The organism is Acinetobacter sp. SAAs474 (genome assembly GCF_032823475.1).
Classification (GTDB): domain Bacteria; phylum Pseudomonadota; class Gammaproteobacteria; order Pseudomonadales; family Moraxellaceae; genus Acinetobacter.
The window spans coordinates 371689-389553 of record NZ_CP127915.1 but is presented as its reverse complement, the minus strand read 5'-3'; the positions used below and the strand labels follow the sequence as shown (position 1 = coordinate 389553).

Sequence of the window (17865 nt, the reverse complement as noted above, 5' to 3'; positions counted from 1 at the left end):
GCGTATTGTAGCAAGATATGCAACGAGCGCAAGTAAAAAATAAAAAAAGTTGGCTATGTTTGTTTATAAATACAACAAAATAGTATTATCTAGCTAAAAAATAGCCAACTTTATCCATTTAGAAGCGATATTGATGTTGCTGGATATTGTGGAAAATTTCATCATTGAGGAGGCAGTAGCTGTTTTGGCCAGGCAGTAGGATTAAAACTTGATCATTAACCTGATTGAGATCGAATGCCTGCTGTTTTAACGTATTTTTTTGATACTTAAATGTCGCTGTCGTTTCCAGATGATGTTGAATCCGTAAAAAAATAGGTATGGCGTAAGCAGGTAGTACTGTTTTAAATTGCTGATACATTTCTTTAAAATCATCTGTCGTTAACTGTGTATCTGCGATCAATGTAATTGCTGCCATACCAGCACGACCTTCAGTATTTGGAATTTCAACCCCATATACGACTGCTTCGGCAATTTTAGGATGTTCACTGAGTATATTTTCTACTTGTAGTGTGGATACATTTTCACCTTTCCAGCGAAAACTATCCCCTACACGATCGATGAACTGTGCATGCCTAAAGCCGATATCACGTACTAAATCACCAGTATTAAAATATGCATCGCCATTTTTAAATACATTTTTCATGATCACAGATTGATTCTTTTGTGGATCAGAGTAGCCATCAAAGGGTGAGCGAGATGTGATTTTTCCAATTAATAAGCCTACGTCACCTTTTTTAACTTTTTGATACCAGCCTTTGGAATCGCGAATAGCTTGCTGGGTCGTTTGATCAAACTTAATGATGGCATAGGGTGTAGGAGAAAAGCCCATGGTATGATCGAAATTAAAGATATTGCTGAAACCGACATTGCCTTCACTAGAGGCATATAGCTCTAAGACTTCATTTATCGCAAAACGCGTTTTAAACTTATCCCAAACTTGTGCACGCATCCCATTACCAATCATGGTATGTACACGATGTCCTTGTTCTAATTCATGCACAGGCGCATCCAGTAGATAGCGGCATAACTCTCCGACATAACCAAATGCGGAGACATTATATTTTTGGATATCTGACCAAAATGCGGATGTTGAATATTTGCGGCGAATAACAAAAGTTGCACTGGCAGCAATCACGCCACACCAACATACCACAATACCTGTTGCATGATAGAGCGGTAAAGTACAGTACATGACATCATCTTGATTAAGATTAAGAATATGGCCATAGGTACCATAGGCAAGCATCCAGCGACTATGTGTAAAAATAACGGCTTTAGGTAGTCCTGTTGTCCCTGAGGTATAAATATAAAATAAACCATCTTGCCCTTGCACTTGATGCGTGGTCGCTGGATTAAACGTCGCAAAGCTCTGGCTTAATTGATGGAGATTATTAAATCCTTGAGGTGCTATCCCAGAATCGATGGATAATGCTTGATTAGCCCACCAGTAGTAATGTTCAGCTGCTAGATTAAGCTGTGATTGAATATCAATGAGTACATCTTGACACTCTTCACCCACAATGATTGCAGTAGGTTGAACCAGATTAATGCTCTGACTGAGCACTTGTCCTGCTTGTGAGGTATTGACAAGGGCTGAAATTACGCCAATTTTTGCCAGCGCAATTACTGTAGCAATCAATTCTGGACGATTTTGCATCATGATGGCAATCACGTCACCTTTTTGAAGTCCTAAAGATAAGTAAAAGTGAGCAATTTGATTGGCCCATTGGTTGAGCTCGGCATACGTAAATTGCTGTTGTTCAAATTTTAATGCATAACCTGTCGGATTGCGTCTAACGGCTTTTTCAAACGCAATACCAAGACCAGTCGGAGTATGCGGTGTACGTAAATAGGCTTGCTTTAGACCCGAGAGTATATGTGGTACTTTGCTGATAAACTTTGGTAATTTTGTCGCAATATCTGCAAAACCAATGCAGTTATTTGGTTGAGAATGGTGCATAGGAATCCTAATGTTTGTCATCAAATACAATTTGCGTCATAGAGACCATGGATCATTATTCTCTATACAATTGTCTTTTAATCCTTTATTTCTAGTGCAATCAACCTAATTTTCTAAATTCATAAAAAAATCCAGTCATCTGAATGACTGGATTTTAAAGGTGCTGGCTGACAACTTATTCAGTTGTTGTATCTACTTTTTTAGGTGGACGACCACGTGGACGACGTGGACGAACCACTTTTTCCTTACTTGGTTTTTCCACTTTTTGATCAGTAGCGTCTGTATCATGGATTGCAGGATTTTGCTCAGTCGTTGCTGTCATTACCGCAACTGCTGTACTTTCTTCCTGAGCTTCCTGAGCTTCCTGAGCTTCCTGAGCTTCCTGAGCTTGTGCGACAGGTGCGGCTTGCGCTACTTCTGTCGCCGTTTCAGTCACTGCTGTAGGCTGGCTATTGGTCTCTGCAGGCACAGCAGTAGTGACTTCAGTGATGATGTTGACTACAGGCTCATCATGTGTCACCGCAGCAACTTCAGCTTCATGATGCTCAGTAGTTGAACTTGGTTGTTCAACAATGGCATCTTGAACTTTTTCAGCTTCTATATGGGCTTTTTTTGCTTGCTCCAATGCTTGTTCTGCTGCCTGTTTTGCCAAGCGACGACGTTCACGTGGATCATTGGCGACACGATTTGCCGACACTGGTTTTGGTGGTGTTAAATCCAAAACAGGTGCGGGTTCTGCTTCTGCTGTCACGTGTTTAATTTGTACATCACGTGTCACAGGCTTTTTCTCAGCCTGAGGAGCGACTGGCGTAGCGACTGCCATTGTGCTGTAACGATCGGCAAATTTTTGTAATGCGCGATTAAAGGTTGGAATTAAACCAAATTGCTCAATCAGCACTGAACAATCTTCACCATAAATATGACGAATTAAGCTATCCACCGTATAGTTACGTAACGTCGGAATTTGAGAAGGGCTCAATTTCGCAGTTTGTGGTTTATTGGCGTCTTTGTGACGACGACGTTGGCGTGGATCATTGCTAGCACGTTTTACCGGCTGTACGGGTGCTTCTTGATGCTCCACTTTTTTCTCAACTTCAGCCTTAGACTGAGTTTGAGGCGCAGCAGTGCTCTCAGTTACTGTTTTAGCTACAGGTTTCGCTGTGGTTAAATCAGCAGCTTGATGCGTCAATGCCTTGATTTCACTTTGTGACTGATCAATGTTAACCACTAATGCAGTGGTGATCACGTCAGCTTGAGGAGTATCAATCAGTTCAACGCGTGGTTGCTTGGTTTGCTGATCATGTTTAATCGGTGTTTCTACCACTTCAGCCACAACAGGTGCTTCATTTAAAACACTTTGATCGCGATGACGGTTTGGTCTCGCTGGGCGTTGTTGGTGGTTACGATCACGACGTGGAACACTATTTTGCTCAGGATTTACCTGTTGTTGAGCATCATTGTGTTCATGTGAGGGTTGGCGGCGTGAATTGCGTTTATTTTCACGCGCTTCTTGTCGCTGTTCCTGACGAGAAACCTGAATTACTTCCTCATGGATCTGATGTTGTTGCTGATCAGTTTGAGGATTTTGCTCACGTGTTTCTTTATGCTTGCTACGTTTTTTATTGTTTGGACGTTTGTCTTCACGTTCAACACGCTCTGGTGATTCACGTTCAGTTTTTTGTGCTACAGTTGATGGTGCTAAGTAGGCATTATTACTGTTATTTGCTGTGGTAGTGGTCGGCAATGTTGTGGTCATTGCTGTATTGACTTGACCAAATTGTCCACGGCTTACAGCGCCATTGTTAATCATTTGTTCAATTGCAGCAGCAGCATGATTTGCAGTGCGCGTTTGATCAATGGTGGTGGCTTGCTTTTGTACAAATAAATTTTCTAACCATGCACATGGACTGGTTGATGGGATAGCTGCTGCAATAGCAGATTGTGCATTGGTTTGATGTTGTGCTTTGGCTTTTTTAGGGTGTTTATCTTGAACTTGCGCTACATGAGGCAATTGATGTTCATCATCTAAATGCCATTCAGATGACTCATAGCCCAATTCTTTTTCGCTAGAACGTGCTGCTTCGGTACGTTCATAACTGGTTGGTGCAAAACCTTCAGGGTTATAAGAAATTTCATAGTGTGGTGTTTCTAAATGTGGGTGCGGTAATACAGTCACACGAACATTTGAGGTCTGCTCTAGATAGACTAAACTATGACGTTTTTCATTTAGTAAAAATGCAGCAATTTCGACAGGAACTTGAACCTGAACTTCACCATGGCGCTCACGTAATGCAATTTCTTCAACCTTACGCATAATAGAGAGCGACAATGAACGTAGATCACGTACCATGCCTGTACCATGACAACGAGGACATACGTAACCCGTTGCTTCTTCTAAAGATGGACGTAAACGCTGACGACTCATCTCCATTAAACCAAAACGGGATAATTGACCAAATTGAATACGTGCACGGTCACTTTGTGTTGCTTCACGTAATTTTGCTTCGACCATGCGTTGGTTACGATCTTTAGTCATATCAATGAAATCAATGACCACCAATCCACCAATATCACGTAAACGTAATTGACGGGCAATTTCTTCGGCCGCTTCTAGATTGGTATTGAGTGCAGTTTCTTCAACATCATGACCGCGTGTTGATTTAGCAGAGTTAATATCAATAGAAACTAATGCTTCAGTTTGATCAATCACAATCGAGCCACCTGAAGGAAGTTTTACTTCGCGTTCATAAGCGGTTTGGATTTGGCTTTCAATACCGAAATGGGCAAATAGTGGCTCATTCAGTGTATAGGTTTTTAATTTGTCGAGTTGACGTGGCATGACTGCTTTTACAAAGTTATAGGCTTCGTTATAAGCTTGCTCTGAGTCAATTAAAATTTCTGAAACATCATCGCGTAAATAATCACGAATGGCACGCGTCACGACCCCTGCTTCTTGATGAACCAGCATTGGAGATGGGCCAGAATTCGCAGTATCTTGAATTTGAGTCCAAAGATCTAGCAAGTGTTGCAGATCAAGTTGTAATTCTTCTTGAGAGCGTCCAATACCGGCTGTACGTACAATGACACTCATACCACGCGGTACATTTAAAGCTGCTAAGGTTTCTTTTAACTCTTCACGTACAGCGCCAGAGATTTGACGACTAATTCCGCCACCTTTTGGATTATTCGGCATCAGTACCAAATAACGTCCAGCAAGCGAAATAAAAGTAGAAAGTGCAGCACCTTTATTGCCACGTTCTTCTTTTTCGACTTGAACCAGAAGTTCTGTACCTTCCGTGATTAATTCTCTGATATTTGAGGTCTGACGTGGATCTGCTTGATAGTAAGCATTGGCAATTTCTCGCATGGATAAAAAGCCTTGACGGCCTGCACCATATTCGACAAATACAGCTTCTAAAGATGGCTCGACACGAGTCACGTGACCTTTATAAATATTTGATTTTTTTTGTTCACGGGTGCGATTTTCTAAGTCAAAATCATAAAGACGTTGACCAGTGACAAGTGCAACGCGAATTTCTTCTGCATGTGTTGCATTAATCAACATACGTTTCATGGGTGTAACACCTTATAGTGATACACAACAAACATCGCGATCAGTGTAGCAAACATCAATAACGGTGGATCAATCTTAGATCTCAAATAAACCGACTGCGATCTGAGCATGATGACCGGCCTCTTTAACTGGGCTTCGGTTTTGATTCACGTATTGATGATGGCAATACGACTGCACCTTTAAACGATTTAACTTCTCTGTTTCATTCACTGGCGGATAAGCGGTACATTGGATGTGAGTAACTTTCACTGTCACATTACTCTAGATCATCCCTTGATAGTTGATAGAGTAGTGAGATACGGAATTAATCATCGCATCTTATCATTTGTGCAGATCCAATGTATCAACACTGTAGCCTGAATTAAACTTTAGAGAGCAACTTGTCTGATGTGTATCAGTTAACGTTTAAAAAGCCAACATATCTGTTGACAACATATTTTCATGCAAACTGTTGGTCGTGAAAATACAATTAAACCTAACAGTTTGCTGTTTTACCGATATAATAAGCCTTCGGCCTCGGCATAATTCGTTTGGGACCTTCCCGAGTTAGAGCTTTTATGCAATTGAGTGTTCAGTAAAAACTGGATCAATGCAATGTTACTCTTGAACGATGGTTTCCGTGCGCTGACTATACCAAACCTTGAATCATCTGCCTATGGGTTAAGCAAAGGTTTCTTGTGAAAAGTATAGCTCAAATGATTATTTTTTAATCAAAACTATTTTTTTTAGGTCACAGTAACTGTATGAATTCTGCACAGCAATGGCAAAGTGTCACTTGGTTTGAAGTGGATGAACATCAATCAGGTCAGCGAATTGATAATTTTCTATTTAGTCGTTTAAAAGGCGTACCAAAAAGTCGAATTTATCGTTTGATTCGAGAAGGTCAGGTACGTGTCAATAAAAAGCGTATTAAAGCAGAAACTAAACTGGCGATTGGTGATCAAATTCGTGTTGCACCAATACGTTATGAGCAAAAAGATCAGTCTGCCGCACCGGTATCTGATCAGGTTGCACAGGGTCTTTTAAACCGTGTGGTATATGAAGATGAAGGTCTGATCGTGGTCAATAAACCATCAGGTATTGCTGTCCATGGCGGGAGTGGTGTCGCTTATGGATTGATCGAGGCTATGCGTGCCGCAACCGGGAAAAAATATTTGGAGCTCATCCATCGGATCGACCGTGATACCTCTGGTTTAGTGATGATCAGTAAAAAGCGCAGTACCTTAAAAACACTGCAAGATTTATTGCGTGAACATAAAATTCAAAAAACCTATGCTGCGATTGTCAAAGGGCAGGTGAGTTTGGATCAGCAATTAATTGATGCGCCATTATTACGTTATGAACTTGCCAATGGTGAGCGACGTGTGCGCGTGACGCAGGCAGGTAAAGCATCACAAACACAGTGGCGTGTACAAGAACGCTTTATGCATGCAACTTTAGTGTATGCCGCTCCACTTTCTGGTCGGACCCATCAAATTCGAGTTCATGGCCTCAGTATTGGTCATCCTTTAGTGGGTGATGATAAATATGGTCATCAGACAGAATATCGTGGGCCGACACCACGTCGATTGTGTTTGCATGCGATGCGTTTAGATATTCCAGGATATCCAACCATTGAAGCACCTTTACCAGAGGATATGCAAAGTTTAGTGGCGCAGCTTCGTGCACAAAAGAAAGATGCTTGAATTCGAACATCAAATCTCCATACTGGCTTGGCTTGATGATTCGCTTCAATCATCAGCGAGGTCAATTTTTTATTTTGGACCTTGATCATGCAAAAAAATATCAAACTGGTTGTCTTTGATTGGGATGGAACTTTATTTGATTCAGTTGGGCAAATTGTAGCCAGTTTAAAATATGCTGCAGCCGAATTTCAACAACCATTAACTGATCAAGCAGCCAAAAGTATTATCGGCTTGGGTTTACCTGAGGTTGCACAAATCTTATTTCCTACCGTTCCTGATTTACATCAGCAGATTCTTGAATGCTATGCTGATCATTATGTTGCACATTCTAAAAATGATGCATGGTTTGCTGGTGTGGCAGAAATGTTAATAGATTTAAAACAGCAAGGCTTAAAGTTGGCAGTTGCCACTGGTAAAAGTCGTAAAGGTCTAGATCGTGTATTGGCACAAACCCAGAGTGTTCACTTATTTGATATTACACGTGCTGCAAGTGAAACAAGATCAAAACCACATCCACAGATGTTGAGTGAGATTTTATCGCAGACAGATGTTTTGGCAGAGCAGGCCATTATGGTGGGTGATACAACTTATGATTTAGAAATGGCACAAAATATTGCGATGCCGCGTATTGCTGTGAGTTATGGGGTACATTCCACTGATATCCTGACGCAATACCAACCGCTTTGTGTTGTTGATAATATCAAAATGCTACATCAGGCTTTAAATCATCAAGTGCGTTTAAGCACAGCAGTTTGATAAATCTTTAGTGCAGACTTAATCAATGGCTGTGTTGAAGCCATTGATCGATGAGGTGCGGATTGCAACATCATCAAATCATCCTTAAAAGACAGTACAGGACACGTAAAACGATTATTTTATTAGCTTTTAGTCGTAGATAAAATCTATTTTATACGGATCATTGGATTGCGTATTTTATTTAATATGTACTTTTGTGTTTGATTTATAAGATTTATTTTAATTACTTAAAGTTATCAATCATATTCATAGCTTCTAACTATTGTAAAAAATAAAATAAGTATTGGTAGAACACGACCAATTTTTTCATGCTAAAGCAGTTTATCTATATTGCGTTGTTTGAGATGAGCATTTATAGAGATGTGCTCAGTCATTAAAATGGTGTTGTAGCTCACGTATCGATCTCCCCAATGTCTCAGTCAGCAACGTATTCATCCAATTTTTGCAGTTTAAGGAAACATGAATGTCGAATTCTGCTGTTGTTGAATCAGTTGCTTTATCACTTAGATCTGCTGAATTGTCACAAGCTGCGATTGCACCTATCCGCCCACAATTGGGCGGTGAAAATGCCGATGTCGATATTGCATATGCTGTGCAGGAAGTGAATACCCAACGTGCATTAGGTGAAGGACGACGTTTGGTAGGGCGTAAGATTGGCTTGACCTCAAAAGTTGTACAAGCACAACTTGGTGTGGATCAACCTGATTTTGGGATGTTATTTGCGGATATGGCATATGGTGATGGTGAAGCAATTCCTGCAGGTCGATTGATTCAACCTAAGGTTGAAGCAGAAATTGCATTGGTGATCCAGCAAGATTTGACCAAAGAAAAACATACTTTTGCCGACATTATTAGTGCAACAGCATATGCATTGCCTGCAATTGAAGTCGTAGATAGCCGTATTGAAAATTGGAAAATCAGTTTAATTGATACAGTGGCAGATAATGCCTCATCTGCGGCATTTGTTTTGGGGTCTCAACCTGTGTCGCTGGAACAGTTGGATTTAGTGAACTGCAAAATGGTGATGACACGTTCAGGTGAGATTGTTTCGGAAGGGATCGGCAAAGCATGTCTTGCTAATCCATTAAATGCGGCTGTTTGGCTTGCAGATGAAATGGTACGTCGTGGTCGTCCACTATTAAAAGGTGACATCATTTTAACTGGTGCATTAGGCCCGATGGTTGTCGCACATCCAGGCGATGAGTTTAAGGTTGAAATTGAAGGTTTTGCCTCAGTGACTGCAACATTTGCTGCTGAATAAATTGCAATTTAAAGAGAAGTTGTCCATGAAAAAGATTAAATGTGCAATGATTGGCCCAGGTAATATTGGGACTGATTTACTGTATAAACTTCAACGTAGTGAATGGTTGGAACCTGTATGGATGGTGGGAATTGACCCAACTTCGGAGGGTTTAGCACGTGCTGCAAAAATGGGCTTAAAAACCACTGCTGAAGGTGTAGATGGGTTATTGCCTCATGTGCTTGAAGATGAGATTAAAATTGCATTTGATGCGACTTCTGCCTATGTTCATGCAGAAAATAGTCGTAAGTTAAATGAGCTGGGCGTATTAATGATTGACTTGACCCCAGCTGCAATCGGTCCATTTTGTGTGCCACCAGTCAACCTAGATGAATTATTGGCGGCCGGTGAAGTTCCTAATGTCAATATGGTGACCTGTGGCGGTCAAGCAACGATTCCAATGGTTGCGGCAATTTCACGTGTTCAACCTGTTGAATATGGTGAAATTATTGCAACAGTATCCACTAAATCAGTGGGTCCTGGTACACGTAAGAATATTGATGAGTTTACGCGTACCACGGCAGGTGCAATTGAAAAAGTCGGTGGTGCCAAACAAGGTAAAGCCATTATTATTATTAATCCAGCTGAACCGCCACTCATGATGCGTGATACGGTACATTGCTTGGTAGAAGGCGAGCCAGATCAAGCCGCGATTACCGCTTCTGTTCATGCCATGATCAGCGAAGTTCAAAAATATGTGCCAGGTTATAAATTAGTGAATGGTCCTGTTTTCGATGGTAACCGTGTATCAATTTTCTTGGAAGTTGAAGGTTTAGGAGATTTCTTGCCTAAATATGCAGGTAATTTAGATATTATGACAGCAGCCGCAGCACGTACAGCAGAAATGTTTGCAGAACGTGTTCTCAATTCAGTTGAAGCTTAAGGAGTAGTCACATGTCTAAGGTTATTATTCACGATATGACGTTACGTGATGGTATGCATCCAATGCGCCATCAAACCTCAATCGAACAGATGATTGCGATTTCAACTGCACTTGATGATGCTGGTGTCCCTCTAATTGAAGTGACGCATGGTGATGGTTTAGGAGGGAATTCGGTTAACTATGGTTTTGCTGCTGCAAGTGATGAAGCATATTTAAAAGCAGTGATTCCAAATTTAAAACAAGCCAAGGTGTCAGCTTTATTATTACCTGGTATCGGGACTGTTGATCATTTAAAAATGGCGCATGACGTTGGGGTTTCAACCATCCGTGTGGCGACTCATTCAACTGAAGCTGATGTTTCAGAGCAGCATATTACTGCGGCACGTAAGTTGAATATGGATACGGTCGGTTTCTTGATGATGGCACATATGGCATCACCTGAAAAGCTGCTTGAAGAAGCGCAAAAAATGGTGTCTTATGGTGCAAACTGTATTTATGTGACGGATTCGGCAGGTTATATGTTGCCACAAGATGTGACTGACCGTGTCGCTATGTTACGTGCGCATCTTCCAGCAGAAATTGAATTAGGCTTCCATGGTCATCATAACTTGGGTATGGGGGTTGCCAATACTGTAGCAGCAGTTGAAGCTGGTGCGATTCGTGTTGATTTAGCTTCTGCTGGTCTAGGGGCAGGTGCAGGAAATACGCCCTTAGAATTGTTTGTGGCTGTGGCAAATCGTATGGGCATGGAAACAGGCGTTGATCTGTTTAAAGTTCAAGATGTTGCTGAAGACTTAGTTATTCCGATGATGCATCAGCCTATTCGTGCTGACCGTGATGCAGCAACCTTAGGGTATGCAGGTGTGTATTCTTCATTCTTATTATTTGCTAAACGTGCTGAAGCGAAATACGGTGTATCTGCGCGTGAAATTTTGATGGAGTTAGGCCGCCGTGGTACTGTTGGTGGTCAGGAAGATATGATTGAAGATCTAGCTTTAACCATGTCTAAAGTACGTGAACTTCAAGCTTAATGGCAGACAGCATTTGAAATGCTGATTTGAATTAAATGTATTGAAAATGCCAATCGAGAGATTGGCATTTTTTATGATTTTAACATGATAGGGAGCTGTGATTGACTGAGAAAGATACAGGGTGTGGGATTAGAATATTGTATTCATTGCCGTATTCATCATAGAAAATAACAACATTAACTAAGTTTTTTCTTATAATTGATATTTATATAAAAAGTATCTAAAAAATAGTGTTAAAGATAAAAACGATAATAAATATTAAATATTTAAAATAATTAGGCTTTTTACAAAACAAAACGATTGAATTACAATAAATTACGCCATAGTGAAGCATATCTAGCCCGAAGTATCTTAGAGTTAAAACAAATAAGTCATAGTGGAAAATGATTAAGTAATTCAAAATATTAGTAAAAATTAAAAATATTTAAGACTGTGGTCTGATTTTTAAAGTCATCATCGTCCAGCATGATGATGTCGTAGCTTGATTGAATGATTAGGAATTTAGCCATGCGTCGTCAAACATTATGGATAGCACTTTTTGCTGCGACAGCAACTTTAGGAACATCTGCCGTTTATGCAGATTTTATTGACGATAGCCAAGTCCAATTGAAATTGCGTAATTTTTATTTGGATCGTCAGTATGCAGATGCGCCACAAAATGACTGGGGAAGCTGGTCTCAAGGCGTGACTTTAGATGCAAAATCAGGATATTACGATCTTGGTGGTGTTGAAGTTGGCGTTGATTTACTTGCGCAATATGCATTTAAACTTAAACAACTACATGATAAACCTGATTTTGTATTAAAGTATGATGGTGATAAAGCCAAATCAGGATTTGGTAAAATTGGCGCAACCTTAAAAGCCAAAGTCTCGCAAACTGAATTAAAAGTAGGTGAGTTACTACCTGTTTCGCCTGTGTTGGTTTATGATCCATCACGACAATTATTGACCACTTTTAGCGGTGCATGGTTAGAGTCGAAAGAGATTAAAAATACTAAACTTACTTTGGCTTATGTCAATCGAATTAACAATCGTTATGATGACAGTTTTGAACGCTTAACCAAATTTAGCCCACCACAATATGATAATGGCCCTGCTGCTGATGGAATGTGGATTGCAGGCGTTGATTATCAGTTTAATAAACAATGGGGTGCAAGCTACTGGTTTGCCAATGTTGAAGATATCTATAAACAAAATTATGTGGGTGTCAATTACAACACCAATTTAACAGATCAAACCAAGTTAAGCAGTTATGCACGTTATTTTGATAATTCAGCATCAAGTAATGACTTATATGGCAAGATTGATAATCAGGCCGTATCATTAAGTGGAAAAGTTGTGCATGGCTCACATACCGTTGCTTTAGGTTATCAGCAAATGTTTGGTGAAAATGCTTTCCCAACATTAGGTGGCTGGGTTCCACAGCCTTACTTGGTTAACTGGGGAGTTGCGACCTTTACCAATGCCAAAGAAAAATCATGGGGCTTTACCTATGCATATGATTTTTCCGGTTTAGGGATCAAAGGTTTTAATACCACAGCAACTTACTTTACCGGATATGGTGCTGAGGTCGCAGGTAAAAAAGATCAAAAATCCAATGAATTGAATTTGATTGTCAATTATACGGTTCCAGAAGGTAAGCTCAAAGGTTTGGGAGTTCAAGCCATGTATATTGATGCAGACTTTGACTGGAAAACAGATTTAAAAGAGTATCGTATCGCAACCACCTACAATTATAAATTCTAAGTTTATTCGAAAAGAAGGCGACGGTTTGATGAGGTCGCCTTTTTAGGCTAACAAATGTATTGGAAATATATTATTTAATAAATTCAAATGGTTAAATAATATATTTTTTCTTCAATGTCATTCAAATTTTGTATGAATTTCTAGCAATTGAACGAGTAATATAACTCAAGTCAAATCGGCATTTTACAACAATTGAATGTGTATTCTCAGCAAAGAATACGTACAGCGAGATAATGGAGTAGGTATGAGTACTGTTCAAATTCCTGAATATAAGACAGACGCATTTTTCGGTTTAGAAGATAAATGGATTGAAACAGCAGAAGGTGAGTTGACTCACTATCATGAAATTGGTGAAGGCACACCGATCCTGTTTTTACATGGTTCAGGTACAGGGGTATCTGCAGCAGCAAACTGGTGGTTAAATTTACCTTCTATTGGTGAGCAGGCGCGTTGTATCGCAATTGATACCATTGGTTATGGTCAAACCGTTGTTGCAGCAAATACTGCATATGGTATCCGTGCATGGGTGGATCATGCGATTCGTACTTTGGATGCACTTGGTATTGAAAAAACATGGTTAGTCGGTAACTCACTTGGTGGATGGTTGGCATTCCAACTGGCTTTAGATTATCCAGAGCGTGTTTTGGGTATTGTATCTATGGGTACAGGAGGTGCAAAACAAACGGCTGCACTTAAAGCACATGCGAATCCTGTATTAACTGAAGAAGGGATTAAAAAAACACTTTCAATGTTTGTAGTTAACAAAGACTTAATTACAGATGAGTTGGTTAAAGTGCGTTTTGATTCTGCAAAAAATGATTACGCATCTGATCGCTTGATGGAAGTTGTTGGTGCGCGTGATCGCGATCGTTTTGAGTTTCCACTTGATTTTGACAAGATGAAAGAGATTACAGTCCCTGTCTTGTTAATTCATGGTACTCAAGATGTCGTGATTCCAGTTTCTCGTACTTGGGATATTTTAAATATTGTGCCTCATGCGGATGCTCATATTTTTAGTCAGTGTGGTCACTGGTCCCAAGTTGAAAAATCAGCAGAATTTAACACTGTAATTAAGAACTATTTGGCAGTTCATGGTGTGAAATAACGACAATAGATCATTTTCACGTGTATATAATCAGCATATTGCCAGATAAATGATCTGTCACAGTGAAATTAATCTGCTTAAAAAGATGACAAATGTCATCTTTTTTTATTTTAAAAGATCTGTTAATTATGTAAATGATTATAATTATCAATAGTGTGGGCTAATGATTAAATATGCGTATTTATTTGTGTGATCTATATATCGGAAATCGTATTAGACTTAAGTGGTAAGCTAGATTGTTTTTTCAACTGATCTGGCTACTTCACTGAAATGATCAATATTTATTATGTTTAAATATCAAAGAACGATCATTTAAATAACTTTTTTTCTATTAATAAATAATGGCTTTAATGGTGTTTATGCTTAAAAAACAAACACCACTATTTAGTTGAAAAATAATGGTGTTTGTCAGCTATTATATGTTTTTTAAATTTCACTGCTACGTTCAAAGTCGAGATAAAAAACTTTGGTCAATAATTCCAAGAATTTTTGTACGGCAGTGGATTGGTTGTTTTTGTGATAACTAACGTATAAATCAAGTTGTGGCAGTTCAACACTAAGTGGACGAATAACCGTATTATTCATGGCTAATGGCGTAATATAACCTGGTAAAATTGTACAGCCTAAGCCCATACCAATTGAATTAATATTAAATAAAATATTATCTGCTTTTTGTACAATATTAAACTCAATACCATGCTCTTTCGCAAAGTTTAAGATGGTGTTGTGTAATGTACTGGATGCCTCATCGGATGGGATAATAAAATCTATATTATTTAATGCTTTAACTGGTATTCTTTCAAATTTTGCTAAGGGATGATCTTTGGGAAGGATAAAAATTAAAGGCTCACGAAGTACAAATTGGCTGGCAATTTCATCACTATGAAAATTATGGCGGGTAAAGGTAATATCTAAATCACCTCGTTTTAATGCCTTCATTTGCTCAGTATTATTTAAACTCAGTAATTCGATTTTTAAATCAGGGCTTTGTACACGTAAATTGGGTAAAACATATGGAAATACTTTCATCTCAGCAACAGGGACAAAACCGATACGCAAAATTTTCTGTTTGGCCTGAGATACTTGACGTGCCATAGATACGGCTTTATCTGCTTGTGCAAGCGTAAGACGTGCTTGTTCGAGAAAAACGGCCCCTTCTTCTGTAAGTTCTACCTTACGTTTTGTACGATGTAATAGCTTTACACCAACATCCTCTTCTAAATCTTTAATCTGTTGGCTTAAAGAGGGTTGAGCCGTATATAACCTTAAGGCAGCCTTGCTGAAGTTTAGTTCTTCAGCAACGGTAATGAAGTATCTGAGATGACGTAATTCCATATAACCATTCCAAAGATTTATCCAAAAAAAGTCTTATAAATAAGGAACGGTAGTATAATCTATAAACAACTATGAGGTGAAGATTATTCTGGTATTTAGATAATAAATGATGGTCGTAAAATTGGGCTTAAAAAACTTAGACAAATAAACTTAAATTTATTAGTAAAAAATATTAATTAAAACAAAAAAAATATTTCACCAAAAACCAGCCTAAATCCATTATCAAGCAAAAGTTGAGTCGATTACTTTGTGCCATATATTGGTCACAGGAGAGCTTTTCATGAGTGGAAAAATTGATGTGCGAGAAATCGACGTATTAGTCGATGCACAAAATGGACGTATTACGCCATCTATTTATACTGATCCTGACATTTACGAGTTAGAACTTGAACGTGTTTTTGGTCGTACATGGTTATTCCTTTGCCATGAAAGTCAAATTCCTAAAGCAGGTGATTTTTTCAACACTTATATGGGTGAAGATCCAATCATTGTGGCACGCCAAAAAGATGGCTCAATCAAAGCATTTCTAAACCAATGTCGTCATCGTTCGATGCGTGTGAGTTTTGCCGATTGTGGTAATACCCGTGCATTTACCTGTCCATACCATGGCTGGTCTTACGGGATCGATGGTTCACTTAAAGATATTCCACTTGAAGAGCGTGCTTATCCACATGGTGCATGTAAAGAGCAATGGGGTTTAGTGGAAGTCAACCGTGTTAAAACCTATAAAGGGCTAATTTTCGGCTGCTGGGATGAAACAACACCAGACTTAGAAGAATATATGGGTGATATCGCTTGGTACTTAGATGGTGTACTTGACCGTCGTCCAGGGGGTACGGAAATCATTGGTGGTGTACATAAGTGGGAAATTGACTGTAACTGGAAATTTGCCGCAGAACAATTTGCATCTGACCAATATCATGCTTTGTTCTCACATGCATCTGCCATTCAAGTATTGGGTGCAAAACCAGATGATGAAGCATCGAAAAAATTAGGTGCTGCACAAACCGCACGTCCAGTATGGGAAACGGCTAAGGATGCCATTCAATATGGTTCACGTGGTCATGGTTCTGGTTTCTTTTTTACTGAAAAACCAGATGCAAACGTATGGGTTGATGGTGAAGTTGCCAATTACTTCCGTGAAACTTATGACGAAGTAAAAGAACGTTTAGGCGAAGTTCGTGCTTTACGTCTGGCTGGACATAATACCATGTTTCCAACCTTATCTTGGTTAAATGGTACCGCGACTTTACGTGTATGGCATCCACGTGGCCCAAATAAGACAGAAGTTTGGGCATTTTGTATTGCGGATGCTGAAGCATCTCAGGAAGTCAAAGAGGCTTTTGAGCGTTCTGCAACACGCGCTTTTGGTCCTGCAGGTTTCTTGGAGCAAGATGACTCAGAAAACTGGATCGAAATTCAAAAAGTTTTACGTGGTTATAAAGCACGTCAAAATAAACTCATTATGGAAATGGGTAAAGGTAACGAAAAAGTACGTGAAGATGGTATTCCAGGAATTACCAACTATATTTTCTCTGAAACTGCTGCACGTGGTATGTATCGTCGTTGGGCAGATTTATTAATCCATGAAAAATGGGAAGATGTGGAAAAAGCCGCTGACCAATATGAGAAGGAGCTTATGAAATGAGTCAGATCAGTTTAGAACTTCATCACCAAATTAGTCAGTTTTTATATCAAGAGGCGAAGCTTCTGGATGACTGGAAATTTCGTGACTGGTTAGATACCTTGGCTGAAGATATCTCTTACACCTTGCGTACCACACCGAATGCACAAACACGTGATCGCCGTCGTTCTGTTGAACCACCGACGACGTGGGTATTTAATGACTCAAAAGACCTTTTAGAACGTCGAGTTGCTCGTCTTGAAACAGGTATGGCTTGGGCTGAAGAGCCTCCATCACGGACCACGCATATGGTAAGTAATGTAATGGTTGAAGCGACTGAGGTCGATGGTGAATACGATGTATACGTGACGTATTTACTTTATCGTACACAAAAAGAGAAAGATGTAACCATTTACTGTGGTAAGCGTCATGACAAGCTGCGTAAAGTTGAAACTGGACTTGGTTTCCAGATTTTTAACCGCAAGATTATTCTTGATCAAGTGACCTATAACTCACATAACCTGAGTGTATTCTTCTGATGAATAAAATTTTTGTTTGCCAAGTTGATGAATTAGATGAAGGCGAAGCATTAAAAGTAGATTGTGGTATCAATGGTATTGAAGCTCTAGCAGTATTTAATAATGCTGGTGAATTCTTTGCGATGAATGATCGTTGCTCACATGGTAATGCCTCAATGTCTGAAGGTTATTTAGAAGATGATGGTACTGTGGAATGCCCATTACATTCTGCTCGATTTTGTTTAAAAACTGGTCAGGCTTTATGCTTGCCAGCAACTGATCCAATTCAAACATTCCCAGTAGTGATTGAAGATGGTGCATTATTTGTAGAAATGGCAGGAGCATAAT

The 17865-nt window shown here is 39.5% G+C and carries 13 protein-coding genes; 10 read left to right on the top strand and 3 right to left on the bottom strand.

Going from position 1 to position 17865, the window contains the following annotated elements; genetic code table 11:
- Positions 1 to 118: 118 nt before the first annotated feature.
- Positions 119 to 1960: a long-chain-acyl-CoA synthetase gene (locus QSG86_RS02810; protein ID WP_317030114.1), complete on the bottom strand. Its 1842-nt coding sequence runs from the start codon at positions 1958 to 1960 to the stop codon at positions 119 to 121.
- 175 nt (positions 1961 to 2135) lie between these two features.
- On the bottom strand, positions 2136 to 5534 hold the full coding sequence (locus QSG86_RS02805) for an Rne/Rng family ribonuclease (protein WP_317030113.1): 3399 nt from the start codon (positions 5532 to 5534) through the stop codon (positions 2136 to 2138).
- Between the two features lie 743 nt (positions 5535 to 6277).
- On the opposite strand from QSG86_RS02805, the gene QSG86_RS02800 reads away from it, so the two are divergent.
- The 7 genes from QSG86_RS02800 to QSG86_RS02770 all read left to right on the top strand — a co-directional run bounded on the left by QSG86_RS02800 (position 6278) and on the right by QSG86_RS02770 (position 14040).
- On the top strand, positions 6278 to 7219 hold the full coding sequence (locus QSG86_RS02800; protein WP_317030112.1) for an RluA family pseudouridine synthase: 942 nt from the start codon (positions 6278 to 6280) through the stop codon (positions 7217 to 7219).
- An 87-nt stretch (positions 7220 to 7306) separates the two neighbouring features.
- Positions 7307 to 7975, top strand: a complete 669-nt coding sequence (locus tag QSG86_RS02795) for an HAD-IA family hydrolase (RefSeq protein WP_317030111.1) — start codon at positions 7307 to 7309, stop codon at positions 7973 to 7975.
- 463 nt (positions 7976 to 8438) lie between these two features.
- Entirely contained in the window at positions 8439 to 9236 is a 798-nt protein-coding gene (locus QSG86_RS02790; RefSeq protein WP_317030110.1) for a fumarylacetoacetate hydrolase family protein, read from the top strand.
- 25 nt (positions 9237 to 9261) lie between these two features.
- Positions 9262 to 10158: an acetaldehyde dehydrogenase (acetylating) gene (locus tag QSG86_RS02785; protein ID WP_317030109.1), complete on the top strand. Its 897-nt coding sequence runs from the start codon at positions 9262 to 9264 to the stop codon at positions 10156 to 10158.
- An 11-nt stretch (positions 10159 to 10169) separates the two neighbouring features.
- On the top strand, positions 10170 to 11189 hold the full coding sequence (dmpG, locus tag QSG86_RS02780) for a 4-hydroxy-2-oxovalerate aldolase (RefSeq protein WP_317030108.1): 1020 nt from the start codon (positions 10170 to 10172) through the stop codon (positions 11187 to 11189).
- A gap of 507 nt (positions 11190 to 11696) precedes the next feature.
- Positions 11697 to 12935 (top strand): OprD family outer membrane porin, encoded by a 1239-nt coding sequence (locus QSG86_RS02775; protein WP_317030107.1) that lies wholly within the window; start codon positions 11697 to 11699, stop codon positions 12933 to 12935.
- A gap of 244 nt (positions 12936 to 13179) precedes the next feature.
- Positions 13180 to 14040, top strand: coding sequence for an alpha/beta fold hydrolase (locus tag QSG86_RS02770; protein WP_317030106.1), 861 nt, complete (start codon positions 13180 to 13182; stop codon positions 14038 to 14040).
- A 426-nt stretch (positions 14041 to 14466) separates the two neighbouring features.
- On the opposite strand, the gene hcaR is transcribed toward QSG86_RS02770, so the two are convergent.
- Complete coding sequence (gene hcaR / locus QSG86_RS02765; RefSeq protein ID WP_317030105.1) at positions 14467 to 15375, bottom strand: DNA-binding transcriptional regulator HcaR; 909 nt, start codon at positions 15373 to 15375, stop codon at positions 14467 to 14469.
- Between the two features lie 280 nt (positions 15376 to 15655).
- Between hcaR and hcaE the strand changes: the two genes are divergently transcribed.
- Genes hcaE through hcaC form a run of 3 tightly spaced genes read left to right on the top strand, consistent with a single transcriptional unit; the run spans position 15656 to position 17864 of the window.
- Positions 15656 to 17023 carry a 3-phenylpropionate/cinnamic acid dioxygenase subunit alpha gene (gene hcaE / locus QSG86_RS02760; protein WP_317030104.1) on the top strand — a complete coding sequence of 456 codons (1368 nt, stop codon included), beginning with the start codon at positions 15656 to 15658 and terminating at the stop codon, positions 17021 to 17023.
- Complete coding sequence (hcaF, locus tag QSG86_RS02755) at positions 17020 to 17538, top strand: 3-phenylpropionate/cinnamic acid dioxygenase subunit beta (RefSeq protein WP_317030103.1); 519 nt, start codon at positions 17020 to 17022, stop codon at positions 17536 to 17538. The genes hcaE and hcaF overlap by 4 nt, the downstream gene beginning before the upstream one ends.
- A complete protein-coding gene (gene hcaC / locus QSG86_RS02750; RefSeq protein ID WP_317030102.1) occupies positions 17538 to 17864 on the top strand; it encodes a 3-phenylpropionate/cinnamic acid dioxygenase ferredoxin subunit in 327 nt (108 codons plus the stop codon). The genes hcaF and hcaC overlap by 1 nt, the downstream gene beginning before the upstream one ends.
- The last annotated feature ends 1 nt before the right edge of the window (position 17865 follow it).